Annotated in this window: 22 protein-coding genes and 1 pseudogene; 15 read left to right on the forward strand and 8 right to left on the reverse strand. The window is 67.4% G+C overall.

The window, feature by feature from the left end:
- The first annotated feature begins 6 nt into the window (after positions 1 to 6).
- The 9 genes from EKO23_RS16155 to EKO23_RS16200 all read left to right on the forward strand — a co-directional run bounded on the left by EKO23_RS16155 (position 7) and on the right by EKO23_RS16200 (position 11,888).
- On the forward strand, positions 7 to 1,455 hold the full coding sequence (locus EKO23_RS16155) for an SCO6880 family protein (RefSeq protein WP_134719126.1): 1,449 nt from the start codon (positions 7 to 9) through the stop codon (positions 1,453 to 1,455).
- Between the two features lie 162 nt (positions 1,456 to 1,617).
- Positions 1,618 to 2,811, forward strand: a complete 1,194-nt coding sequence (locus tag EKO23_RS16160; RefSeq protein WP_134719128.1) for a TRAFAC clade GTPase domain-containing protein — start codon at positions 1,618 to 1,620, stop codon at positions 2,809 to 2,811.
- 438 nt (positions 2,812 to 3,249) lie between these two features.
- Positions 3,250 to 5,070, forward strand: coding sequence for a hypothetical protein (locus tag EKO23_RS16170; RefSeq protein ID WP_134719130.1), 1,821 nt, complete (start codon positions 3,250 to 3,252; stop codon positions 5,068 to 5,070).
- Positions 5,071 to 5,260: 190 nt separating this feature from the next.
- Complete coding sequence (locus tag EKO23_RS16175; RefSeq protein WP_134719132.1) at positions 5,261 to 6,070, forward strand: hypothetical protein; 810 nt, start codon at positions 5,261 to 5,263, stop codon at positions 6,068 to 6,070.
- 671 nt (positions 6,071 to 6,741) lie between these two features.
- Positions 6,742 to 7,149, forward strand: coding sequence for a hypothetical protein (locus tag EKO23_RS16180; RefSeq protein ID WP_134719134.1), 408 nt, complete (start codon positions 6,742 to 6,744; stop codon positions 7,147 to 7,149).
- Entirely contained in the window at positions 7,038 to 8,639 is a 1,602-nt protein-coding gene (locus EKO23_RS16185) for an ATP-binding protein (protein WP_342773608.1), read from the forward strand. The genes EKO23_RS16180 and EKO23_RS16185 overlap by 112 nt, the downstream gene beginning before the upstream one ends.
- Positions 8,636 to 9,715 carry an ArdC family protein gene (locus tag EKO23_RS16190; RefSeq protein ID WP_134719136.1) on the forward strand — a complete coding sequence of 360 codons (1,080 nt, stop codon included), beginning with the start codon at positions 8,636 to 8,638 and terminating at the stop codon, positions 9,713 to 9,715. The genes EKO23_RS16185 and EKO23_RS16190 overlap by 4 nt, the downstream gene beginning before the upstream one ends.
- A gap of 11 nt (positions 9,716 to 9,726) precedes the next feature.
- A complete protein-coding gene (locus EKO23_RS16195) occupies positions 9,727 to 10,176 on the forward strand; it encodes a hypothetical protein (RefSeq protein ID WP_134719138.1) in 450 nt (149 codons plus the stop codon).
- Positions 10,173 to 11,888, forward strand: a complete 1,716-nt coding sequence (locus EKO23_RS16200) for a type IV secretory system conjugative DNA transfer family protein (RefSeq protein WP_134719140.1) — start codon at positions 10,173 to 10,175, stop codon at positions 11,886 to 11,888. Before EKO23_RS16195 ends, EKO23_RS16200 begins: the two co-directional genes overlap by 4 nt.
- Before the next feature lie 13 nt (positions 11,889 to 11,901).
- Here EKO23_RS16200 and EKO23_RS16205 read toward each other — a convergent pair whose 3' ends face one another.
- A complete protein-coding gene (locus EKO23_RS16205) occupies positions 11,902 to 13,395 on the reverse strand; it encodes a hypothetical protein (protein ID WP_134719142.1) in 1,494 nt (497 codons plus the stop codon).
- Positions 13,396 to 13,559: 164 nt separating this feature from the next.
- On the opposite strand from EKO23_RS16205, the gene EKO23_RS16210 reads away from it, so the two are divergent.
- From EKO23_RS16210 to EKO23_RS16235, 6 genes are all read left to right on the forward strand, one after another.
- Complete coding sequence (locus EKO23_RS16210) at positions 13,560 to 13,973, forward strand: single-stranded DNA-binding protein (RefSeq protein ID WP_134719144.1); 414 nt, start codon at positions 13,560 to 13,562, stop codon at positions 13,971 to 13,973.
- A 12-nt stretch (positions 13,974 to 13,985) separates the two neighbouring features.
- On the forward strand, positions 13,986 to 14,522 hold the full coding sequence (locus EKO23_RS16215; RefSeq protein WP_134719146.1) for a hypothetical protein: 537 nt from the start codon (positions 13,986 to 13,988) through the stop codon (positions 14,520 to 14,522).
- 118 nt (positions 14,523 to 14,640) lie between these two features.
- Positions 14,641 to 14,940, forward strand: a complete 300-nt coding sequence (locus EKO23_RS16220; RefSeq protein ID WP_134719148.1) for a hypothetical protein — start codon at positions 14,641 to 14,643, stop codon at positions 14,938 to 14,940.
- Positions 14,940 to 16,250 (forward strand): hypothetical protein, encoded by a 1,311-nt coding sequence (locus tag EKO23_RS16225; RefSeq protein ID WP_134719150.1) that lies wholly within the window; start codon positions 14,940 to 14,942, stop codon positions 16,248 to 16,250. The genes EKO23_RS16220 and EKO23_RS16225 overlap by 1 nt, the downstream gene beginning before the upstream one ends.
- A complete protein-coding gene (locus EKO23_RS16230) occupies positions 16,234 to 16,473 on the forward strand; it encodes a helix-turn-helix transcriptional regulator (protein WP_134719152.1) in 240 nt (79 codons plus the stop codon). The genes EKO23_RS16225 and EKO23_RS16230 overlap by 17 nt, the downstream gene beginning before the upstream one ends.
- On the forward strand, positions 16,439 to 17,689 hold the full coding sequence (locus EKO23_RS16235) for a tyrosine-type recombinase/integrase (RefSeq protein WP_246051129.1): 1,251 nt from the start codon (positions 16,439 to 16,441) through the stop codon (positions 17,687 to 17,689). The genes EKO23_RS16230 and EKO23_RS16235 overlap by 35 nt, the downstream gene beginning before the upstream one ends.
- Before the next feature lie 323 nt (positions 17,690 to 18,012).
- On the opposite strand, the gene EKO23_RS16240 is transcribed toward EKO23_RS16235, so the two are convergent.
- The 7 genes and pseudogenes from EKO23_RS16240 to narY all read right to left on the reverse strand — a co-directional run.
- Complete coding sequence (locus tag EKO23_RS16240; protein WP_134719154.1) at positions 18,013 to 18,429, reverse strand: pyridoxamine 5'-phosphate oxidase family protein; 417 nt, start codon at positions 18,427 to 18,429, stop codon at positions 18,013 to 18,015.
- Between the two features lie 101 nt (positions 18,430 to 18,530).
- Complete coding sequence (locus EKO23_RS16245; RefSeq protein ID WP_134719156.1) at positions 18,531 to 19,232, reverse strand: DUF4118 domain-containing protein; 702 nt, start codon at positions 19,230 to 19,232, stop codon at positions 18,531 to 18,533.
- Positions 19,233 to 19,417: 185 nt separating this feature from the next.
- Complete coding sequence (locus EKO23_RS16250; protein WP_134719158.1) at positions 19,418 to 20,563, reverse strand: cytochrome P450; 1,146 nt, start codon at positions 20,561 to 20,563, stop codon at positions 19,418 to 19,420.
- 11 nt (positions 20,564 to 20,574) lie between these two features.
- Positions 20,575 to 21,069, reverse strand: a complete 495-nt coding sequence (locus EKO23_RS16255; RefSeq protein WP_134719160.1) for a CBS domain-containing protein — start codon at positions 21,067 to 21,069, stop codon at positions 20,575 to 20,577.
- Entirely contained in the window at positions 21,066 to 21,794 is a 729-nt protein-coding gene (gene narI, locus EKO23_RS16260; RefSeq protein ID WP_134719162.1) for a respiratory nitrate reductase subunit gamma, read from the reverse strand. The genes EKO23_RS16255 and narI overlap by 4 nt, the downstream gene beginning before the upstream one ends.
- Before the next feature lie 2 nt (positions 21,795 to 21,796).
- Positions 21,797 to 22,522, reverse strand: a complete 726-nt coding sequence (narJ, locus tag EKO23_RS16265) for a nitrate reductase molybdenum cofactor assembly chaperone (RefSeq protein ID WP_134719164.1) — start codon at positions 22,520 to 22,522, stop codon at positions 21,797 to 21,799.
- Positions 22,519 to 23,176 (reverse strand): annotated as a pseudogene (gene narY, locus EKO23_RS16270) (nitrate reductase subunit beta); the annotation flags it as partial. The gene narJ and the pseudogene narY, both read right to left, overlap by 4 nt.

Below are 23,176 nucleotides of genomic sequence, written 5' to 3' on the forward strand. Positions count from 1 at the left end.
TCGGCCGTGGCCACGACGACCGGCGAGCCAGAGCTGACCCCGATCAAGTTCTCGCGCCTGACCCGACGCGGCGTCCTGCTCGGCCTCTCCGGCCCTCAACTCGTGATGGCCGGCCTCGCGTCGGGCACGTTGATCATCGGTCTGTACATCGGCGCCGTGGTGATGACCTTCCCGATCATCCTGTTCTTCGTCACGCTGGCATTCGCCGGCGTCGGCGGGCGCAAGCTCATCGAGTGGGCGCCGATCGGCGCGCGATGGCTCTGGCGATCCACGGGTGGGCAACTGCTGTACCGCCGAAGGATCGTTAAGCCGCGCCCCGCCGGCACGCTGGCCCTGCCCGGTGACGCTGCTCGGCTGCGTCAATGGGTCGACCGCGAGACCGACGCCGTCATGATCCACGACCCGCACGCCGCGACCCTGACCGTAGTTGTCGGTGTCTCCCACCCCGCGTTCGTGCTGCTCGACCCAGCGGAGCAGGAACGCCGGGTCGTCTCGTGGGGCCGCGTACTCGCGACCGCATGCCGATCCGGGCGACTCGCTTCCGTCCAGGTGATGGAGCGGACGCTCCCTGACTCCGGCAAGGGGCTGGCGGACTGGTGGGAGCAGCACGGCAAACGCTCAGGCTCGTGGGCGTCGGCGACGTACGGCGAACTGGTCGACCGCGCCGGTCCGGCGGGCGAGCGCCATGCTTCGACCCTCTCGATCTCGCTCGACATGAAGGTGGCCGGGCGAGCGATCCGGGCTGCCGGCGGAGGCATGCGCGGGGCGGCCGCCGTACTCCGGCAGGAGATGGCGACCATGCTGGCCGCCCTCCGGTCCGCCGACCTCTCCCCCGGCGAGTGGCTCACGCCCGGCGACCTTGCGCTGATCTTGCGGTCCGCGTACGACCCCGCCGTTGCGGGCGCACTTGAGCGCCGGGGTGACATCGGCCGCGACCTCGCCACCGCGGGACCCGTCGCGGTCACCGAATCGTGGGGCTCAATGCGCAGCGACTCCGCACACCACTGCGTGCTCTGGATCAGTGAGTGGCCCCGGTCGCTCGTCTACCCCGGCTTCCTCGCGCCGCTGCTGCTGTCTTCGGGGATCCGGCGGACCTTCACACTGCTCTACACGCCGATGCGTACCGACCGCGCTGCCCGCGACATCCGCAAGAAGAAGACCGAGTACATCTCCGACGCCGCCCAGCGGCAGAGAATCGGTCAGATCGAGGACGCCCAGCAGACCGCCGAGTACCAGGACGTCCTCCAGCAGGAAGCCGACCTCACCGCCGGGCACGGCGTCTTGCGCGCGACCGGGTTCGTCGCCGTCAGCGCCAGTGACCACGACGAACTCGAGCGCGCTGTAGCGGCGATCGAGCAGGCCGCGATCCAGGCATCGTGCGAGACCCGGCGTCTCTGGGGGCAGCAGGCACAATCGTTCGCTGTGGCTGCACTTCCACTCTCACGCTTCGTTTAGATGGCGCCGCCGTGCGCTGGAGCATCGAGTGCAGCACTCCGCGCGGGCGTGACAGCACTCCGCGCGGGCGTGACAGCACTCGGTGCGAACCCGTCACCGGCAGAGGGCCTCGGGTCAAGGAGTACCGCACGAACAGTCGGACCTGTGGGATACGTTCGCGCCATGGCGAGGTACCCGCGAATCCGGCAACAGAACATTGCAGTCTTCGGCGAGTCCGGATCGGGCAAGACCGTCCTGGTCTCCTCGTTCTACGGACCCACACAAGAGGGCTCCTACAACAACGACCTCTGGGACCTCGTCGCAGACAAGACCGGCCAGGGAAATCGCCTGTACCAGAACTACCTCGGCATGAGGGACAGTGCAACGGCGCCCATGCCCACCCGGTTCGCCAACACGACCTACGACTTCTCCGTCAAGCTGAAGGGCGGCGAAGGCGAAGAGGCGAAGAAGCGACCGTTCGACGAGCTGCGCCTCGCCTGGCACGACTACCCGGGCGAATGGTTCGAGGAAGATCCCACCAGTGCCGAAGAGCGAATCCGTCGCATTGACACCTTCAAGACGCTGCTCAGCTCGGACGTCGCGCTGCTCTTGGTCGACGGCCAGAAGCTGCTCGATTACCGCGGAGAAGAAGAGCGCTACCTGAAGTCGTTGCTTGGCAACTTCCGCCAGAACCTCAAGCGGCTCAAGGGCGATCTACTCGCCGACGATGGCCCGCTCGTCGAGTTCCCTCGGATCTGGATCTTATCGCTGTCGAAGGCCGACCTGTTTCCTGACTGGGACGTCAACGCCTTCCGAGAACTCGTCATTCTCAAAGCCGCCGAGGATCTCGACCGGCTCCGCTCGAGCATCGCGGAACTCATCGTCACCCCGGATGCCCTATCAATCGGCGAGGACTTCATGCTCCTCTCGTCCGCCAAGTTCGAACTGAAACCGGACACGGCAGAGCCAGCCGAGATCGACCTGACGCAGCGCATCGGACTGGACCTCATCCTCCCCATCGCTTCTCTCCTGCCGCTGGAGCGCCGTGTTCTGTGGGAGGAGCGGATGACGCTCCCGCGAAAGGTCGTCGACTCGCTCGCTGACGGCGCCGATGTGATTGCGGCTGCCCTTACGGGCGCGAAGTTCGCCGGCGTCGAGAAGCTGCTCAAGAAGGTTGCCAAGTCCGACAAGCGGGCCGAGTTCGTGGCCAAGGCACTCCCGGCGCTCGCTGCAGCCATCAAGGTGGCTGGGCCAAAGCTCAAGGAGATGAACGAGCAGGCACGGGCACAGAACCACTACCTGCGCGCGATGCTGACCCAGTTCAAGCTTGACCTCGAACAGGGGGTTTCGGATCACATCATCAGGACCCAGAAGTGATCGATCGGCAGGCAGTTCCAACCCACGTCATCTGGGCGACTCGCGGACGTGCGTGGGGCTTCCGGTTTCTTCTTGACGCGGGTCTAGGTGACCCTCTACCGGAGTATGAGCGCGCATTCGGGGAACTCGGAGACGGACCGGCCGCCTGGCTTCAGGCAGCCGGGCGAGTAGTCCTCCGGTTTCCGGATCCGCTGGGGAGAAGGGATGCTGCGGGACGCGTCATCCCTCACGAGTTCATCGTCTTCGGCGAACTGGGTTCGGCTATCGATTCAGTGGAGGCGGGCGTCCGTGAGGTCTGGCCAGCCGTCTCCGACACGTACGCACGAGTCTGGGATTCGGAGCGTCCGCCCTCCGACGCCGACGTGACTGCAAGCCTGGGAGAGTCGGGGTCTGGAGATTCCCCAACTTCTGTCGGGCCACCTTCCTAGGCTCACATTCGTGGCCACGGTCCAACTCATCAACGACGAGCGTTCTGCGAGCGCCCTGGCTGACCTCCTGAACGGCAACAGTCGCAGGCGCCCAGTCGCCGTGGTGACAATCCCAGCGGGACGCACGAAGCCCTGGATCGATGTCGAGGAGATCGCACGTGAGGCCGGAAGCCTCGCCGAGGTCTATCTGATGCCCACCGGGCCGTTCACCTGGGACTTCTCCAATCGGATGGCGGAGGGAACGCAGGTCTACGGTGGCGCCGGCCGCGTTTACCCCGTCGGACATGAGTGGGCCTCCGACCTCTCGAAGTCGCCGCTCCGCTTCGCCTTCAACGAAGCCGACGGCGAACGCGCCACACAGAAGCTCATCTCCGACATGCTTCGGATGGCCGCAGCGGCCGGGCTCCTCCAGTCCGTCCCCACCCGCGAACTCCGCAAGGTCGACACCACGGTGAAGATGGTCGTCGCCGGCCGAGCACTCGTGGACGTCGGCAATCTGTTCCCCGCCGCGATCGCAGAGGAGCTCACGGTCGAGGACGTCCCGATCGAACGCATCGTGGCAGCAGGGCTGCGGATCGAGGGCTGGTACGACGCCGACAGCAACCGGGTCGACATCAGACAGAGCCTCCGGCCGCATGCTGAGGCCCTCGCGGCATACGCCGTCGGTGACGTCGTACTCAGCAAGGTCGCGAAGGTGCGCAATGGGAAGGCAGACCTGGTCCTCTATCCCCAGACCACCTCACCGCCCGTTGTCGTCTCGGTCCGTCGTGCTGACGTCACCGCGAACCCTGCGGACGACCTCCGCACGCTCATGACCGTCGGCGAGGTCATACCCGCCCGGATAACGGCGACGGGACCGGATTGGGCACTCGCCCTCCATGATGTCGACGACGACGAGCCGGTCGTGTCGGCTCCCTCGTTGCTACCGGGCGGACCGCCGTGGCTGCGCGAGGAGCCGGAGCACTCCGAGGCCGACGAGGGTGAGGCTGCTACCTCCTTGCCGATGCCGCCGCCGGCTCCGATGCCCGTGCAGGTGACCGAGACGCCGGCGCCCACGCAGCCCCCGGCAGCCGCAGCCGCGACGCCGCGGCCGAGCCCGGCCATGCTCGATAGGAGCCGCCCCGGACCGAACCCGCGGCCGGCATCGACGCGCCCTGCCGCTCACCGGCCGACCGAATCGACCCGAGCCCTGCTGCTCAAAGTTGACGGGCTCACGGCCGAGATTGCCGGACTCAAGCGCGAGGTCGTCAACCTCCAGACCCAAATGCACGCGGGGGCCGACGAGCGTGAGCAGCTCCGATTCCTGCTGGACCAGGCCGAGCGGCGGGCGAACAAGGCGGAGAACGACCTGAAGTCGACGCGTGCGCGGCTCAGGAAGGCAACCAGCACCAGCAAGTCGGAGCGCCCGGCTGGAAACGGTCCGCGATTCGCCGACCCCGAGCAGGGCTTCCGGTACTTCGTCCTCACCCAGTGGGCTACCCGCACCCTTCCCAGCGAACAGCGAAACCGCCCGCTCGCCGACTTCCTGATTGGCCCACGGTTCCTCGAATCGCTCGAACGACTCGAAGGGATCAGGGCAGAGAAGGTCGCCGACGTCGTCTTCGAGATCGTCACTGGATTGGCACCGCAGCTCCCCAGCCGCGAGGTCCACCAGCTACGCACGGGTTCGGGAGGCGACGACCCGGTGCGGGTTCGGGATGATGGCGCAGTCGCCTGGCGGGCGAGCCTCCAGGTCAACACCCCCTCCGCCCGACGCATCCACTACTGGGTGCTTCCATCCGGCCAGATCGAGCTCGCCCGAGTTGCAACACACGACGACTTCGACATCTAGGGCGCGACGCGGTCGGGTCTGCCGGGATGCATCCGAACGTCGTGGAGATTTCGGAGTTCCCGGGACAACGCCGCCGCGCGTTCTCGATGATTCTGGCCAGACCCCGCAGGCGACCCGAGACGCCTGCGGGGTCTTCTATTCGCCGGAATGTCGGACCCGCGTTCTACGCTCCGTGAGGAAGGAGCAAGCGGTGGACGGGAAGTGGTTGGCCAGGCAGCTACGCGAAACCGGGCGAGACAACAATCCCGATTCGCCGAGTGTGTGCGAGATGTTGGCGCTGCTCATGAATCGAGCTGAGGTGTTCGCCGCTCGAAGGCCAGACGTCGTCTCTCCGGCAATCGTGATGCCACGACGTGGGCTCCGACACGACGAGTCGACGAGCTTTCTGCGTGCGGTCGCTGCAGGGATTGCGCTTGTCGATGAGGCTGGCTACGTCACGCTGCCCACGGTTCGACAGAAGGCTCCGATCGGCCGGTACGCATTGTTCTCCAAGAGCGGTACCGGGGTGTCGGTGAACCTGGAGTACGTAATCCAGATTGGCGCCACCGCCGAGCTAATTCTCGATCACGGCTGGCCTTCGCAGCAGGCCGGCTTCGAGATGGGCGAGTTCGATGCGGTCACGTACGACCCTGCCGGACGCGTCGTGCTGGCGATGGAAGCCAAGGCAAGGACGGTTGGATCTGACAGCCTCGAGAAACTGGTCCGGGCGTGGATGCGATTCGCGGCCGACCCAGCGGCCGACACCAACAACAATGCGGGCCGCAAGTGGCGTGAGCTCACGAGACTTTGTCGAGACAGGCCGGTGGTGGTTTGGCTGGTCGCGGACGGCGCCCGCTGGATCCTGACCGCGCACGCGGGTGGCGATGGAAGACCGGTCCTCTCACCAGGCGGTTCACCAGACCGGCCCACGTTGACCAATACGCCGCCGGCGCTCAAGGCAAGCGCGTACGACGCGGCCCTCCACCGACCCACAAGCTTCGCCGGGCAAGGCGGCTGCTAATGGCACGGCCGCACGTGCGATCAGACGCCTGTGGCGTCGTTCCAAGACCTAAGTGGGCGGTGGCAGTCCGGCTGTCAGCGAGCGGTAGCGGAGCTGTCCGGCCGCGGCGACCTGATATGGCCGATCGCCGAGTAGTTCATGCGGCCTTCGCAGGCGGCCGTCGAGCCCAATCCGCCGTCCGAAAATGTCGGATGTCCGGCGTAGCCTTCTAACCATGGCCGAGATCCCGCACCAACCCCGCCCTCCGTGGCGGGTGTTGTTCACGGATCGGAGTCGTCACGATGGCGCACTCGCCTCACCGGCAGCACAAGGGCTGCCAGCTCTGTAAGCCTCACAAGAACCGCCGCAACGGTCGGGCAGTCCGCGAGCCTTGGCCGGTGCTTCGCAAGACCGGCAAGCGCCGCCGTGTCCGCCGCCGGGATATCGGCGACGCCGCCGACGAATAGGCCGGATCAGCTGCAGGGAGCGCCCTCGCAGCAGGGCCTGATGTAACCGCAGCCGTCGCAGCGTTCGTGAGAGGTCTCCCAGCGCATCAGGGTGTCGCAGTTCGGGCAAGGCTCCGTCAGGTCGGCCACGGCCACAGGGTAGGTCGGTCACCGGCCCTTCTCCCGGCGACACGGCGGCGCGCCCCGTGCACCTCATCGATGAAGCCATCGACCGAGGAGCCACCGATGCCTACCTTCAACGACCCGGTCGCCGACGCCGACGAACTCCGGGAGGCAGTCCGCGGCCTTGCTCACGCGACGCGCACGATCGACGACCCGACCGCGATCTACGCGGTTCTGGGTTCCATCAGCTCCGCTCTCGCATCGCTGAGCCAGTCACTGCACCAGCTCGGCGAGTTCCACGACGGGCCGCCTCGCAAGCAGGCGTGGATGAACGGCGATGCCAACGCCGTGCGCGCCGCGTCGTACACGGAGTCCTGGGAGCTTCATCGCGCCGCCGAGATGATCCACCAGATCGCCGAATGCGTGGATCGGGCGCACGAGATCGAGGCGACGATCGCCCACGACATCCGCGACTACCCGTCATTCGCTCCGGTTCAGCGCTCCACGCACCAGCCAGGGATGTCGCTGTGACCGGGTGGCAGGACGGGCGCCTCCACTCCGCCGTACTCGTCTCACCGGGACGAGAACGGCGGCACGATCGCAGGCTCCGCAAGGCCGCGGCACGAGAACTCCTGTCCGCCGACCGCGAAGCCCGGCGCGCCGAAGCCAAGCGGAAGGCCGAGGAACTGTCTGCGGAGAAGCGGGCGACCGTGACGCTCGCCCGCGCCGGCGAACACGGCCCCTCCGCACTGCGGACGCCCGGACCATTCCGCGTGCCACGCCACCAGGACACCTCGGCGACCCTGGCGGGCGCGTACCCCTTCCTCGCTGAAGGCGGCCTCGGCAGCGAAGGCGTGTTCGTCGGCCAGGACCTCTACTCCGGGAGCTCCTTCGTCTACGACCCCTGGATCCTCTACGCACGCGGGCTCATCACCGCACCGAACCTCGTACTCGCCGGCATCGTGGGCTCCGGCAAGTCCTGCCTCGCCAAGAGCCTCTACACAAGGTCGATCCCGTTCGGCCGACGTGTCTACGTCCCCGGCGACCCCAAGGGCGAGCACACCGCCGTCGCAGAGGCGGTCGGCGGGCGGGCCATCGCGCTGGGCCATGGCATGGCCAACCGTCTGAATCCTCTGGACGAGGGGCACCGTCCGTCCGGCTACGACGATGTCCAGTGGGCGAGCCAGGTCGCATCCCGTCGCCGCGATCTCGTCGGCGCCCTGGCGGAGACTGTGCTCGACCGCCGGCTCACCCCACTCGAGCACACGGCCGTCGACATCGCCATCGACCGCACGGTGCGTGGGGCCGACGTCCCGGTTCTCCCGATGGTCGTGGACCGGCTCCTCGCCCCGGATCCGGCCGACGATCCCGACGGCCGCCTCACGGAGGACGGACGACTGGTCGGTCACGCGCTTCGGCGCCTCGTGGCGGGCGACCTCGCCGGGCTATTCGACGGCCCCTCGACGGTGGCGTTCGACCCGAGCCTCCCGATGATCTCCCTCGATCTGTCTCGCGTCACCGAGAACGCCACGCTCATCTCGGTCTTGATGACCTGCGCGTCGGCGTGGATGGAATCGGCGTTGCTCGACCCGAGCGGTGGCCAGCGTTGGGTCGTGTACGACGAGGCCTGGCGCCTGATATCCCACCCTGCACTGCTGCGCCGGATGGACGCCCACTGGCGCCTCGCGCGGCACTACGGCATCGCGAACATGCTGATCTTCCACAAGCTCACCGACCTCGACAACGTCGGCGACTCCGGCTCCGCCATGCGCGCTCTCGCGTCTTCGCTCCTCGCGAACGCCGAGACCCGCATCGTCTACCGCCAGGAAGCCGACCAACTCGGTGCCACCTCGGCGGCCCTCGGACTCACCGGCACCGAGCAGTCACTGATCCCCACCCTCGGCACCGGGCAGGGACTATGGCGGATCAAGAGCCGCTCCTTCGTAATCCAGCACCAGATGCACCCCGCCGAGCTCGAGCTCTTCGACACCACCGGACGCATGACGGGAGCAGCGTCATGACCACTCACCTTCGCGGTCGAGCGGCCCGCGAAGCGAAGCTCGAAGCGCTCCAGGAGCAGTTGTCCGAGTCCGTCGCGACGCTGGTGACCGGGGAGGACTGGAAGCGCGCCCTTACCTTCGCGGCACAGTTCCGCGGGCGCAGCTTCGCGAACTCGATGCTGATCGCGGCGCAGCACTTCGCGGCGTACAACGAGGGCCGGGTGCCTGAGCCGACGCCGACGTACGTCGCCGGCTTCCACCAGTGGCTCTCGCTCGGACGCAGCGTCGCGAAAGGCCAGCACGGCTACGGCATCCTCGCCCCCGTCACGGGCCGGTTCGCCTCGTTCACGCCCGACGACCCGAACTCCTGGCGACGCTTGGCGCGCAACGAGAAGCCGATGTCCGGCGAGTACGCCCGCACCCGCATGATCGGGGTCAAGCCGACCTACGTCTGGGACATCTCCCAGACCACAGGCGACCCTGTGCCCGAACTCCCCCGCCCGTCCCTGCTCCAGCGCCAAGCGCCGGCCGGGCTGTGGGACGGACTGGCAGACCAGATCACGGCCGCCGGCTTCGAGCTCCGGCTCGTCTCCTCGGCGGCGGCGATCGGCGGCGCGAACGGCCTGACCGACTTCCTCTCCCGCGAGGTCTCGGTCCGTATGGACATGGACGAGGCGGCCCAGGTGAAGACGCTCGCCCACGAACTCGGCCATGTTCTCATCCACGCGCCACCGGAGAACGCCCTGTCGACCGAGTCCGCTGCCGACGCGACCTTGCACCGTGGGATCACCGAGGTGGAAGCCGAATCAGTCGCGCTCATGGTCGGTGCCGCCCACGGGCTCGACACCTCCTCCTACACGGTGCCGTACGTGTCGACCTGGGCAGCGAGTGTCCCCGGCAAGACCCCGGTCGAGATCGTCCAGTCAACCGCCGAACGCGTCCGCGCGACCGCGCTCGGCATCCTCGACAAGCTCGACACCCAGCAGGTCGGCGACGGCAACCCGCCTGGGCTCGACCGAGAAGCCCTCAGCCACCGCACCGGGACAGCTGCTGTCACCACCACTGCACGCCGCGATGGGGCGGTGCTCGGGCTATGAAGATCCCCGTCGTGCTGAGCGTCGTTCACGTCGCCATCGACGCCGACGGCGTGCTCGCGGTCGACGTCGACGGTGTCCCGCGCGATTCCGAACAGGCCAGGACCCGTGGCGACCTTCGCGCCGTGATCGACGAGATCACTTCAGATCTCGGCGCGCCTGTGCGCGTCGAGGTACGCGAGGCCGACGGCTCGACGTTCACCGACGTCGCGACTCCCCCAGAGTCCTCGGCTCCAGCCGCCGCGGAGCCGTCACCCAGCTCGTCAAGTCCTGCGCTCGTTCGTGCCGGGTTCCAGCCAGGTGAGGAGGTCGCGCTGGCGTACGTCGTCGTACGCCAGAACGCCGATGCCGAAGGCAAAGCTTCACTCAACCTCCCGCCCGCGCTGCTCGCAGCAACCCGCGGCGGGCTCGTGCTCCTCGGGATGAGTTCACGCACGGTCACCCCGTTCGAGGCGCCGGCATGATCCCCGCAGCACGTGGCGCGAACGACGAGCTCGTGAACCTGACACTCATCGGGATGGTGGCGGCGTGCACTCTGGCGCTGGTGCTCCGCACCGCAGCCACGGCCGCCGCGGTCGCAACGGGCGCGACGACGCCCGAAGGCGGAATCGCGAGCGGACTGCGGGTCCTGACCGATCCTGGCCGGCCGGCGCGAGCCTTCGAGGCGCCCGGGTTGTCAGCGATCGCGTACTGGTGCGTGGTGACGCTGTTCCTCGTCGTCCTCGCAGCGTTGGTCTGGTGCGTGTGGCGAGTGGTCGCTCGGCTGCGGCACCGGGCTGCTCGAGATCCCCACCGCATCCAAGGCACGGCAACCGCCCGGGACATCGACACGACCGCGTCGAAGAAGGCTCTGGTACGACGCGCCGCCACCCTCCGTCCGTCGATCCGCCATCCCCGCGCGAACGACGTCGGCTACCTGATCGGGCGCAGTTGTGGCCGCGAGATCTGGGCGTCGGTTGAGGACTCGATTCTCGTGATCGGTCCGCCACGCTCTGGCAAGGGCCTGCACCTCGTCATCAATGCCATCCTCGACGCGCCCGGTGCCGTCGTCACCACCTCCACGCGGCCGGACAACATCGCCGCCACTTTCGCCGCACGGAAGAACCGCGGGCCGGTCGCCGTCTTCGACCCGCAGCACCTCACCGCGGGGCTGCCCGCAGCCGACGGCTGCGGCGTCCGATGGTCGCCGATCCGCGGCTGCGAACAGCCCTTGACCGCGATGATCCGCGCTTCAGGACTGGCGTCGTCGACGGGACTCTCCACCGGCGGGACGGAGTCCGGCGGCTTCTGGGAAGGCAAGGCCCGCTCCGCACTCCAAGGGCTCCTCCATGCGGCAGCGCTGGAGCAGCTTCCGACTCGGGCCCTCTTCGAGTGGTCACTGTCCGCGTCTGCCGCAACCGACGCCGTCGGCATCCTCGCCAGTCACCCGCAAGCCGCTGCGGGATGGTCGGACTCGCTCGAAGGCATGATCACCTCTGATCCGCGCACACGTGACTCCATCTGGATGGCCGTCGCTCAAGCCCTTTCCTGCCTCGCCGACCCTGCCGTGCTCGACGCCGTCAGCCCGGAGGCCGGCGAGGCGTTCGACCCGCGCGACTTCCTCACCAAGAACGGCACGCTGTACCTGCTCGCCACCGGTGCTGGCGCGGGTGCCGCGTGGCCGCTCGTCGCCGCGTTCTTGGAAGACCTCACCGAGGTCGCCCGTCACCTTGCCGCCGCCTCACCCGGCTCACGCCTGGACCCTCCCGTGCTCATGGCGCTCGACGAGATCGGCAACCTCGCGCCGCTCCCCTCGCTTCCGGTGCTGATGGCGGAGGGCGGCGGGACCGGGATCACGACGATGCCCGTTCTGCAGTCGCTGGCGCAGGCGCGCAGCAAGTGGGGCGACCATGCGGCCAGCACGATCTGGGACGCGAGCATCGTCAAGGTCATCCTCGGCGGTGCGTCAGCCTCGAAGGATCTCCAGGAGCTCTCGGTCCTCATCGGGGAACGCGACGAACGCACCGACACGGTGAGCATCGGCGACTACGGACAACGCTCGCTCCAGCGATCGAGTCGGCGGGTCGCTGTGATGCCACCGGAGCGGATCCGGACGCTTCCGTTCGGGACCGGCCTCGTGCTTCTCCGAAGCGCCCCACCGATCGTCACCGACCTCCGACGCTGGACGTCCCGGTAGCCAGCACCGGACCCTACGCGTCGGAACTTCGATCCATCAATCCGAGCGCATCCGCCAACGCTGAGTACTTGCTTAGGTGGGTTTCCAGTTCAGCCTGAGCTGCGGCGCCACCCACGCTTGCGCTTCGGATCCAGGTTTCGTGGAGGCCCATCTGGCTCCGATACTTCGCGGGCGCGTGGCTCAGTGCCTCTTCGCTCGGCGTTCCGTAACCCAGGTTCCGCACGTGGGCGGCGCGCATGTGCGGCTTCGGCGGGCTGTGGTGACCCAGTGCCACGCCCGCGCGCTGCGTGCCGTATGCCGGAGTCGGCTTGTAGGTGATTCCCTGGGCCTTCGATCCGCCCGCGGCACGCTTCACCGTTGGGGTGCCACCCGGGGAAGCTCGAAGGCTAATGGAAACGTCGACGTACCACCCAAGGGCGTACGCGAGGGCCTGCGTCATGCCTGGCTCATCGAGTCCCCAGCCGATGAAGTCGGTCGTGTCGAAGGCAACTAACTGCCCCCGGCCGCCACGTCCAACCCACGCATAGGCGTAATCGTCATCCTGGGTGAGTAGGACCTGCGCCCCGCTCGGATCGCCACCGAACCAGGTGGGCCAATCGGTCCACTTGGTTAGCGCACTCGCTTGGCCCACCGCGATGTTCCGCATGTACTCGGTGACGTCTCGAGAGTCTTCGTGAACAAAGGGTGTCGTGCCGGGAGCGGCGAACTTCAGACCGCGGGCCCTGGCAGCATCGAGGAGCTGAACCAGTGCTGGCGAGGTCGCCTCGTCGAGAAGCGGAAGCAGCCACGGCGCGGCCTGATGGCGCCAGCCTGCGGGCGCGCCAACCCATCTTTGTGAACCCAAATCGAGTCCGGTCGTCGATAGGCCGGACATGGCGTACGCAGCTACCAGAAGCCGGTCGGTCGCCTTCTGTGTAGCTGAGGCCCTCCTCGGCCCCATGAAAGTATTCGAGAGTGCCTCGGTAAGCCCATGGGCCGAGAGGCCTGCATCGTTGCTATCCAGTCGTGACGCCAGCAATGCCGCACACACTGCTTGGCTGGGACGATCACCTGTCTTAACAGCCTTGCGAGCCAGCCTGCCAAGCGCCTTCGGCCCCCCTGAGCGTTTGACAGTTGTCGGGCTGACGGTCGCTCCGGAGGCCCCGGTGTCCTGGGTGCTCCCGGCCAGCATCGTGGTCAATGCCCACTGCTGTGCTCCTGACATCTTGACGCCGGCTAGGTATCCCAGCGCCGATTTTGAGACTCCGGAATCCTCGCCAAGCGCTGCACCCACCCTGACGGACGCATCTGCTCTGGCCTTCCCGAATCCGAACTCGGCACGGAGCAACGTCCGGGCGTCCGACGCGGCTGCGGTACAGGCAACTGCAGCGATGCCGAGCAGCACTGACGGGCTTGCCAGGCTTCGCGCTTCCGCCCGCCACTGGGCCGCCGCAAGTGATGAAGTGTGTGGCTTCTGGAGCGTCTCGGGTGACCACTCCGAGCCGTCAAGTCTGATCGTCCTCGGCATCGCCGCAATCTACTCACACTTCGTGACCGCAATCGACGATCACGGTCCACGCGTGCGAGACGCGGTCGCGAATGTAGCTCCGGAAACCCAGTGCCTTGTCCTCGACCGCGCACCTTGCTGCTGACCGCAGCTCGCACGATGGGCTGCCAGACTCAGGAGGCAGGATGTCCATTCCGACCCAGATGAGCCTCGTCGGCTTCGTCGCATCAGCGCCGGAACTCCACTTCACCAAGCAGGGCGCCGAGTGCTGCCGCATGCGCGTCGGCGTAGAGCAGTGGCGCAAGGAGGTCGATGGCAGCTTCACGAAGCTCGACCCGACCTTCCACGACATGGTGGCGTTCGAGAGCACCGCCCGCGAGACCTACGCCCGCTTCCGCAAAGGCGACTCGTTCCTCGCGAGCGGCTACGTCCACGAGTACGAGGTCGACGGCCGCGGGGGCAGCGTCGTCAAGGAAGAATTCGTCGCCCGCAAGATCGGCCACAACGCCAACAAGACCGACTACGTCGTTCAGCGCGGACGCCACGCCGTCGACCGGCCGTTGACCGCTGTGCCGCAGCCACCCGCCATCGGCCTCTGACCGGACGTGGCGATGAGTGCGTTCCCGGACGAGCCCGACGACGGTGACGCCTACCGCAGCGTGACCGACCTGCTCGAACTCCCTCCGGCCCCAATCAACTGGAACCTCCTCGACGCCGAGCAGGCCGAGATCGAGTGGCATGACCTCGACCACTGGGTTAAGTGGCTCAAAAGCACATTCGGCCTCCCGCCCAACATCGTGCCGCCGTACTGGCACCGCCACGACGAGCTCGTCTGGGAACTCTCCGCGCTCCACACCCACTGGCTGAGCTGCTACCACGAGTCAGCATCACCATCGGCTCCCATGGCATGGATGCGCGACTTCTCCGACGCTCGCTACCGCCTGCGGGACTGGGTCTCGATCTGCGGCACACGGCTCGATCGCGACCGTCCCACACGGCAGACGACATGGCCAGGCGAGTCAGCGCCCCAGGCAGGCATCGAGATCGAGATCCGGAACCGGGACGAAGACTTCGCGGCATTCGTCCGCGAGGACGTGCTCCGCAGGCGCCGGATCGCGGCGATCGCCAACCAACAACTCATCGGCTGAGTCCAGGAGCAGGCCATGGCCAGCTCGTGCGCGGACTCATCCACAGAAGTCCGAGCAAGCGAACGCCAGCCACGACTGCCCGCTCAGAGTCGGTATCCGACCCACTGAAGGAGGGACGATGCTTCTCCCCCACGCACAGACGCTCGCTCAAGCGAGGTCCTACGTAGCGGCGCTCGCCGACCGAGCTCTGACACTCGACGCATCCTCCGCCTACGAGCGAGCGCTGCTCGCACTCGACCGGGTCCACGGCGACGAGTGCCCCGCACTCGACACCGAGGACCTCACCGACGACCGGGACATCCTGCTTGCCGTCGCGAGCAACGCCATCGAAGAGCTCGAGAGCTACGGCATTGACCCGCTGTCGGTAGAGCTGATCCTCGCGATGCTCGTCGACGCACACGACCTGGACATCGGCTGATGTACGGCGAGAACGGCGCGCAGATGCGCACGGAGTTGGCAGCGCTCCTCCGTCAGCACCGGGTGATGCACCGCCTCGCCGCGGACTCATCCACCGAGCGGGCTGAGGTCGGGCAACAGATCCTTCGCTTCCGACGCACGCTCGTCACCTGGTGCGCGCAAGCCATCCGTGTGGCACAGCCGCTCACCTTCCCGAACATTCCGCAGAAGCCGGCAGACCCCTTCCGCGCGACGAACGAGCACGGCGCAGCAATTAGCGAACTGGCCCGCGCCCTCGAACTCGCTCACGACCAGGCAATGACGCCGGCCGCGTCCAGTGCCGAGCTCGCGACGCCGAGCTTGAACGACGTCGTCGAACACTGGCGCGTGGCAGCACGGTGTGCGGCACTCGCCGAGCACGACACTGCACCCGACCTGGCCGTTCACCTCACGGCAGCCCAGGCCCGAACCATCGCAGGCGACGTCGCGGCGATCAGCCAAGCACTGGTCGTGCTGGATCGTCGTTACCGAAACACACCCGACTGGGAGTCGCTCGCCGGCTGCGATCGACTCGGATGGGCGGCACTCGCTACGGCGCTCGACGTCAGCCTCGGTCAGCCCGACTACAGCGTCGACCAGACCGGCTGGCGGCCGCGGACCAAGCCGATACGTGGACCGGCCAAGCCGGGAGTCCTCGGAGTGCTCCAGGCCGAGCACAACCTCCTGGTCCGACTGAAGTCGATCCCGAACGCCATGAACCTGCGCCTGATCGTCGACTCTCAGCGCCTGCTCACCTCGCAACTCATTCCATATGCGGAGCGGGTCGATCCCGAGCTGGCCGAGCAGTGGCAAGCCCGCGCCGCGACGTACTCGCGGATCCAGCGCGAGCTCCGCAACGTCGGAGGAAGGCTCGGCGATGGGGCCGTCGCCACAGCAGAGGCTGCGAACGCGGTCAGCCGAATGAAGGCATTGCCAGCCGACACCGTGATCGAGCCGCGGATGCTCGGTGGCTTCCAGACTCTCTTCCGCCGCATCGACGAACGCATCAGCGATGTCCTCGAGGCCGGAGTCGAGCGTGGGGCATTCGTTCAGCGCGTGACCGTCCCTCGGCTGGTGAGCGGCGAGGGACGGCTGGTCCACCCGGTTCGCGAGCGGTTCGTGCCAGTCGCCCGCACCACCGACCTCGCGGTCATCAGAACCGCTCGCGAGCATCTGCGGCCCCGGGCAGAGCGGGCCGTGGCGTCGCCTGGCGCGAGCCGGGTCGACCTACATGCCGCCTTGATCCACCGTCCGCCCGAGAAGGGAGCACAGTTCGATGTCCCAGGTCTCTAGCACGAAGGCGACCGTTCCCCGCCCAAGGCTGAACTTAGAGCGTCTGCTCTCCGCCGACGAAGTAGCCGAGTTCCTCGGCATTCCGGTCGCCACGCTCTACCAGTGGCGCCACAAGGGCTGCGGCCCTGAGGCGTATCGCGTCGGCCGGCACCTTCGGTACGAGCCGACGGCCGTGCGCGCATGGCTCGATGAACATCTGGCGGATCGCCATGGCCCACGTTGAAAGGCGTGAGCGTCGGGGCAAGAACGGCCAGGTCCTCAGGTCGTACCGCGTCCGCTGGCGTGGTCCGGATGGCAAGGAGCGCAACAAGAGCTTCAAGCGCAAAGTCGACGCGGACCGCTTCGCCGCCACGGTGTCAGCCGATCTCGTGCGGGGGCAGTACGTCGACCCTGACGCGGGCAAGATCCTCTTCGAGACTTACGCCCGGAAGTGGCTCGAGGCCCAAACCTTCGATGAAGGCACCCACGTCGCCGTCGAGCTGAGGTTCCGCCTGCACGCGTTTCCGGTGCTCGGGAATCGGAACCTGAATGACATCCAGCCTTCGACAATCCAAGGCTGGCTTCGCACGCTCACGGATCTCGCGCCGTCCTACAGACAGATCATCTTCGCGAACGTGTCGACGGTCTTCACCGCGGCCGTCGACGACGCCTTGATCGTCGCGAACCCGTGCCGAGCACGGTCCGTGCGTCGCCCGAAGCGCGGGCACCACAAGGTCGTGCCCTGGACCCGGGACCGGGTGCTGGCCGTCCGTGACGAGTTGCCTCCGCGCTACCAACTCATGGTCTGGCTCGGTGCCGGACTCGGTATGCGGCAGGGCGAGATCTTCGGGCTCTCCCCCGAGGACATCGACATCGAACGCGGCGAGGTGCACGTTCGGCGCCAGGTCAAGCTGGTCGGTAATAGGCAGATGTTCGGCCTGCCGAAGGGACGGAAGGTCCGAGACATTCCGCTGCCCGACGCGGTCTTGGAGGCAATCAACGCGCACATGACCGCCTATCCGCCGATCGAGGTGACCCTCCCGTGGGACAGGACGGATGGGAAGCCCACGACCTTCTCGTTGCTCCTGTACAGCCGCGAGAAGAAGGCGCTGGGCCGGAACTACATCAACACGTTCATCTGGAAGCCGGCGCTGAAGCGAGCAGGGGTGCCGGTAACACGCGAGAACGGCAGCCACGCGCTCCGACATTTCTACGCCAGCACAGCGCTCCATGAAGGTGAGTCGATCAAAGCCCTGAGTGAGTACCTCGGTCACGCCGACCCGGGCTTCACCTTGCGCACCTACACCCACCTCGTCGAGGACAGTGCCGAGCGCACCAAGCGAGCCGTCGATGCGGTGTTCGGGCACCAGGGCCCGGAGCCGGACCCAGACGACGCAGAATCGGACGAAGACCTCGTGAACGATGTTGAGCCCGACGAGGACGACGACGATGACTTCTAAAGCACACGGTGGTCGGCTTCATCATCCTGGCGAGAGCCGTGAAAGGGGCAAACTGGGGTCGAACCGCCCTCGCAGGCGCGCGTGCGACTCAGTCACCTGCGGCCCCGGCGCGGCCCACGAGCCCTGAATCCCAGAGTTTGCGCAGGTCAGCAGTCATCCCAGGTCAGAACTACGACCTGTAGTCACTTCTCACGTAGAGCTCGAACCGGGGAACCGACGGTGAGGTCCAGCCACGGAGCGAGAAGTTCGGTCGTGGTAGACCCCTGTGGTTGAGGACCTGTCGCACGTCTCCAGGGCCACCGGAGTTCTGAGCCGGATTCGGGTCAGGCGGGCAGGAGACGGCGGCCCGAGATCTCGTGTGGGGTGATTCGGATGTGGAGCGAGCGCTGGCCCTCCGCCCATGTGTGCGGGCGGTCTTCGTCTGCCGGCAGGTCGGTCGGGTCGACGTAGGCCGCGGATCCGCGGACCAGGACGCTCCAGCCGGTCTGGGTGTACTCGTCGAACTCGTCGATCTGAAAGGACGCGGGCGCGGTGCGCAGGCGACTTGCGAGCGTGGAGTGCGGAGAGGTTTGGATCAGGATGGTGCCCTGGTCGACCGCGTAGTTCACCGGCAGCACGACCGGCCCGAGGTCGTCGCAGTACGCCACCCTTCCAACGTGGTGCTCGGCCAGGAGTTCGAGGCACTCTGGCTCGCCGAGCTCTTTGAGGTGATTGGGGAACCATCTCTCGTCGTTGGTCATCGCTCCTCCCTTTGCGTCTCCACCAGGGTCGCGCTGAATGTGTCCCGGGACAACCGTCGAGCCGAGCGCTGCCGGTTGCGTGGGTCAGTTTCGTCTGGACGTCATGCAGATGCGTCCCTCTGCTGGGGGATGTCGGCCTCGGCCCAGCTGCGTTCGGCCGGGCCATCGGAGCTGTCGAGTATGCGAATTGGGCCGTGGAGCGACGTCGAGCGGTCGTGCGGTGGTTCGGTGCGAGCACCCATGTCGGCGCGCCGAATCAGGCTCGAAACGAGGTCGTGCGCATCCGTAATGGTCCTGTCGAGGATCCGTGTGCCGGTCTCCACCTGGCCGGCTTCGAACGACCACTTGGCTGCTGCCATGCCTTGTACCAGTGAGTCGTTGATTTCTATCGCCTCACGGTGGAGTAGCGCGGCGGCTTCAAGTCGCCGATGCTCCTCGTGTGCCCGTCGTTCCCTGTCTGTCGCGTGCCCGAGGAGCACGCCCAATAGCAGGAGCGGCAGCACCCGGGAGGCCCATCCGGTCGGGGCGAGGTGCACGCTCTGGGTCATCGCCCACAGCACGGTGAGGCCGACGGCGAGCAGCCCGGCGACCGTGCCGGCCCTGAGGCCGAATGTGGTGGCGATCAGGACGATCGGCAGGGCGTAGAGCATCGAGTAGGCGTCGACTGGGGAGCCGAACAACATGCGCAGACCGAGAACGCCAGCGAACAGGATCCCTGCGACAGCCAGCGCAAGGGGTGGGTGACGTCGGAACCAGGGGTCCCGCGGGGTGACCGCTGCCGCCGGCATCGAAGGGGCACTCATGACCCCCAGGCTGCGTCACTTCGCACCTTCGGCCTCGGGCCAAAGGTCCTCGCTGGCCCCGCCGGGAGGCCCGAACCTTGCTCGCGCTAGGCACCCTCCTGGGCGGGCCCGACAGGAGGACGCGCGCCGTGTGCTGTGCGAACTCGAGGGGTTGCTGCCGATTCGTGCCTGGGGGTCCCGCAGTGTCAGCGAAGCACGATCGGGACGCGCGCCCAACCGCCCACCGGCGGTGTCTCCCGGACCGCCGGGCGGTCTGGCGCGGGATCGATCCAGTTGGTCCTGCCGATGAGCTCCTCGAGCATCACCCTCAGTTCCATGAGCGTCAGCGCGCGCCCGGGACAGATATGGGGCCCGATGCCGAAGACCAGGTTCGCGTCGGCATTCCTTGAGGGGTCGTAGCGATCGGGGTCGCCGAAGACGAGCGGGTCCCGATTCGCTGCGGTCCAGTTCAGTAGAAGCTGTTGGCCCTTCCCTATCTCCTGGCCGCCAAGGTTGACGGCTCGGGTGGCGACGCGACGGTTGGACACGAACGGGTCGTCAATGCGGAGGATCTCCTCGGCGGCCGCGGCCAGGGCCGCGCGATCACTCGCGGCGACGAGCGTCCGCATCTCTCGCTGGATGTTCGGGTTCGTCGCGAGGAATTGGACGATGACACCGACCGAGGTCGCCAGTGATCCGAGGTCGCCCGCGGTCCAGTTCCGCAAGATGGAGACGATCTCCTCGGTGGTCAGTAGCCGACCTTCCACGGTGTCGTTGAGCAGTTCGCTGGTGACGTCGGTGATCGGTGTGCCGCGCCTGGTCTCGAGCATTGCGCGGATCATCTGGTCGAACCGCTCGGCCACCTCCGCAGTCCTGTCGCGGTTCCCGGACCCCGTGGCGGCGCGGTTGTCGCGCATCCACGCGACCAACTCTTCCTCCAGGTCAGCGGGCCAGCCGAGCCAGGTGGATTGCGAGCGCACCGCGTACGGCGTCCCGATCTGGGCGATGGTCTTCACGGTCACCCCGCGGGGTAGGGCGTCGATGATGGCAGCGGCGTGCCCTCGACATTGCGGCTCTTCCCGCGCCACGCGTTCCTCGGTCAGGTACCGGTCGACCACGGCGCGGTAGGCGGCATGGTCGGTGCCATCGAGGCTGTTGGGGATAGCCTTACGGGCACTGACCTGGCTGGAGAACGCCTCTGCGTCTGTCGCCGCTGCGACGACCTCTGCGTGTCTAAGCGCCACCCAGTTGCTCTCCTCGCGGGCTACCGCGCATCTGGCACGCAGGGCGTCGTAGGTGGATCGTTGGTCCTCCCAGCTGCGGCCACTGTCGATCTCGGCGGGGTCTCCCATTGCTGTCCGTCTCAGTCCGCGGCTTGACGTGACAGAACCTGTGACTGGGCGCGTGATGCGACGTCCTCGTCTGAGCAGAACCCCGTCCGGGTGCGCTTGAGACACATCAGCCCGAGCAGGGTGCCGTCGTGGTCGACCACGGCCAGCCGCCGCAGGCCACGGTCGATCAGGAGTTCTCGGGCGGCGTCGGCAGAGGTCGCCGGCGGCACGGTCCGATTCCGCAGAGTCGACCACGGCAATGCGGGGCCACTCCCCTGGTCACTTCCCTGGATGGGGGGCGGCAGGTCGGCTCGCACCAGGGTGCCGACCAAGGTGCTGCCCTGGCTCAGCAGCACCATGTGGACATGGTCGTTGGCGAGGGCGACGCGTGCCTCGTCGACGGTGGCCTGGGCATCGAGGACCTTTGGACGACGGAGCATGACGTCGCTCACGCGGGGGTCCGGCCGGCCGGGCGTCAGCTCGTCATCGACGCGTTCGGTCAGGGAGGCTGATGTCGGGCCGTTCATTGGGAGATGCGGTCCCAGCCTGGTCGGGGCCGGTGGCTACCGAGCTGGTCGTCACGGCTGCGGTAGACGATGTAGGGCCGCGTCACGTAGCCCAGCGGCGCGCTGAACACGTGCACGAGGCGAGTGAACGGCCAGAGCGCGAACAGCCCGAAGGCCACCAGCGCGTGCAGTTGGAACCCGAGCGGCGCGTCGGCCATCAACGAGGCATCGGGTTGGAAGGCCAGGAAGGACCGGTACCAGACCGATACACCCTCGCGATAGTTGTACTCCCCGCCGATGGTCATGATCGAACCGGCGATGGTGTTCCACATGCCCAGCACGATCACCACGGCCAGGAAGGCATACATGACCTTGTCCATCACGGTGGTCGCGGAGAAGACGGGGCCGACGGTGCGGCGCCGGTAGATCAGGATGACCATGCCGACGACCGCCATGATGCCGGCCAGCAGGCCGCCGGTGACGGCCACCACGTGGTAGGCCTCGTGGCTGATGCCGACCGCGTCGGTCCAGGACTGAGGTACCAGCAGCCCGATGATGTGCCCGCCGACGACGCCGAGCATGCCGAAGTGGAACAAGGGACTGCCGATCCGCAACAGCTTGTTCTCATAGAGCTGGGAGGAGCGGGTGGTCCAACCGAACTTGTCGTAGCGGTAGCGCCAGAAATGTCCAACGACAAAGGTGGTCAGGCAGAGGTAGGGGACGATCACCCACAAGAAGGTGTCCATGGTCAGCGGGCTCCCGTCGGGTGGGCTGGGAACGAGGGCATCGGCAGCGGGATCGGCGAGCCGGGCACGGCCGGTCCCGGGTCGAAGCCGGGGGTGGCGTACGGCGTCAGGCCGACCTCCTCCTCCGGCGGACCCTCGGCGGCGAGCCGGCGGACCGCCTCGACCTCGTCGCCGCCCAGCGGTGGCAGCGTCGCGGTCACAGTTTCGACGACGCCGGCCCAGGGTGAGCCCAGGTCGCGCAGCGACATCCGCAGCAGCTCCAGCCCGGCTCGGTGGTCGAGCATCAATTGGCGCCCGGTGGACTGGTCGCCGGTGGCGGCGAACTCCAGCACCACGCACAGGTGGTCGGGCAGCTCCTCGTCGGTGACTTCGAAACCGGCAGCGAGGTAGGCCTGCTTGAACCGCAGCAGCGCCATCCCGCGCTTGCGGGTGTCGCCGTGCGCAAAGTAGGTGAGGAACAGGTTGCACCGCCGCCGGGTGTCGAAGGTCTCGACATACTCCGCCTGCAGGTCGGCCAACGGCGTGCGCTCCACGTGGTCGGCGAACCCGCGGAGCGGGTCACCGAGCCGGTCGGGCAGCTCCTGGGACGCCGAGCGGACCAGCGCCACGTGGTCCAACAGCTCCTCGGAGGGGTAGTCCAGCAGCAGGGAGGCGGCCTGCCAGGCGATCGTGAGCTGCTCGGCACTGAGGGCCGCCTGCTGACGAGACCGCGTGGCCGCGCCCCTCACTGCTCGCCCCCCTGCCCGTGACCCTGCCCGTAGTGCTGCTCGGCGTCCTTAGGCGGGAACAGCCCGGGCGGTGCGCCCTTGCCGTCCCAGTTGAGCAGGTTGACCCGCGCGGCCTTGTCGGCCGGCGAGGCGATCGTGTCGGAGGTCTGCCGGTCCTGGAGCATCCGAAAGTTCTCAACCGCGAGCGGGGTCTGACTGCCGGAGCCCTCACCGAAGATCTCGGGGTTGCCGCCGCCATACTCCGACACCGAGCACTCGGTGGCGATCTCCTCCAGCGAGTGCGCCTGCTCGGCGTGCGCCGGAGGGATCACGTAACGCTCGTCGTACTTGGCGATCGCGAGCAGGCGGTACATGTCGTACATCTCCTCCTCGCTCATCCCGACCGCGGCAGGGATGGAGGCGTCGGGGTCGCGACCCATGTTGATGTCGCGCATGTAGGAGCGCATCGCGGCGAGCTTCTTGAGCACCCCATCGACCGGGACCGTGTCACCGGCTGTGAACAGCTCGGCGAGGTACTCGACCGGGATCCGCAGCGCGTCGATCGCCGCGAACAGGTTGCCGGTGTCCTCGGCATCCTCACCGGTGTCGCGCACCACGTCGATCACCGGCGACAGCGGCGGGATGTACCAGACCATCGGCATCGTGCGGTACTCC

Origin of the sequence: Nocardioides guangzhouensis (assembly GCF_004519545.1) — a bacterium.
Lineage (GTDB): Bacteria > Actinomycetota > Actinomycetes > Propionibacteriales > Nocardioidaceae > Nocardioides > Nocardioides guangzhouensis.

Bases quoted from the DNA above. Each gene is read 5' to 3' on its own strand.
- EKO23_RS16160 (WP_134719128.1), top strand. From the start codon at position 1,618: ATGGCGAGGTACCCGCGAATCCGGCAACAGAACATTGCAGTCTTCGGC.
- EKO23_RS16180 (WP_134719134.1), top strand. From the start codon at position 6,742: ATGCCTACCTTCAACGACCCGGTCGCCGACGCCGACGAACTCCGGGAG.
- EKO23_RS16185 (WP_342773608.1), top strand. From the start codon at position 7,038: ATGCGTGGATCGGGCGCACGAGATCGAGGCGACGATCGCCCACGACAT.
- EKO23_RS16190 (WP_134719136.1), top strand. From the start codon at position 8,636: ATGACCACTCACCTTCGCGGTCGAGCGGCCCGCGAAGCGAAGCTCGAA.
- EKO23_RS16200 (WP_134719140.1), top strand. From the start codon at position 10,173: ATGATCCCCGCAGCACGTGGCGCGAACGACGAGCTCGTGAACCTGACA.
- EKO23_RS16205 (WP_134719142.1), bottom strand. From the start codon at position 13,395: ATGCCGAGGACGATCAGACTTGACGGCTCGGAGTGGTCACCCGAGACG.
- EKO23_RS16210 (WP_134719144.1), top strand. From the start codon at position 13,560: ATGTCCATTCCGACCCAGATGAGCCTCGTCGGCTTCGTCGCATCAGCG.
- EKO23_RS16215 (WP_134719146.1), top strand. From the start codon at position 13,986: ATGAGTGCGTTCCCGGACGAGCCCGACGACGGTGACGCCTACCGCAGC.
- EKO23_RS16220 (WP_134719148.1), top strand. From the start codon at position 14,641: ATGCTTCTCCCCCACGCACAGACGCTCGCTCAAGCGAGGTCCTACGTA.
- EKO23_RS16225 (WP_134719150.1), top strand. From the start codon at position 14,940: ATGTACGGCGAGAACGGCGCGCAGATGCGCACGGAGTTGGCAGCGCTC.
- EKO23_RS16230 (WP_134719152.1), top strand. From the start codon at position 16,234: ATGTCCCAGGTCTCTAGCACGAAGGCGACCGTTCCCCGCCCAAGGCTG.
- EKO23_RS16235 (WP_246051129.1), top strand. From the start codon at position 16,439: ATGAACATCTGGCGGATCGCCATGGCCCACGTTGAAAGGCGTGAGCGT.
- EKO23_RS16240 (WP_134719154.1), bottom strand. From the start codon at position 18,429: ATGACCAACGACGAGAGATGGTTCCCCAATCACCTCAAAGAGCTCGGC.
- EKO23_RS16245 (WP_134719156.1), bottom strand. From the start codon at position 19,232: ATGAGTGCCCCTTCGATGCCGGCGGCAGCGGTCACCCCGCGGGACCCC.
- EKO23_RS16250 (WP_134719158.1), bottom strand. From the start codon at position 20,563: ATGGGAGACCCCGCCGAGATCGACAGTGGCCGCAGCTGGGAGGACCAA.
- EKO23_RS16255 (WP_134719160.1), bottom strand. From the start codon at position 21,069: ATGAACGGCCCGACATCAGCCTCCCTGACCGAACGCGTCGATGACGAG.
- narI (WP_134719162.1), bottom strand. From the start codon at position 21,794: ATGGACACCTTCTTGTGGGTGATCGTCCCCTACCTCTGCCTGACCACC.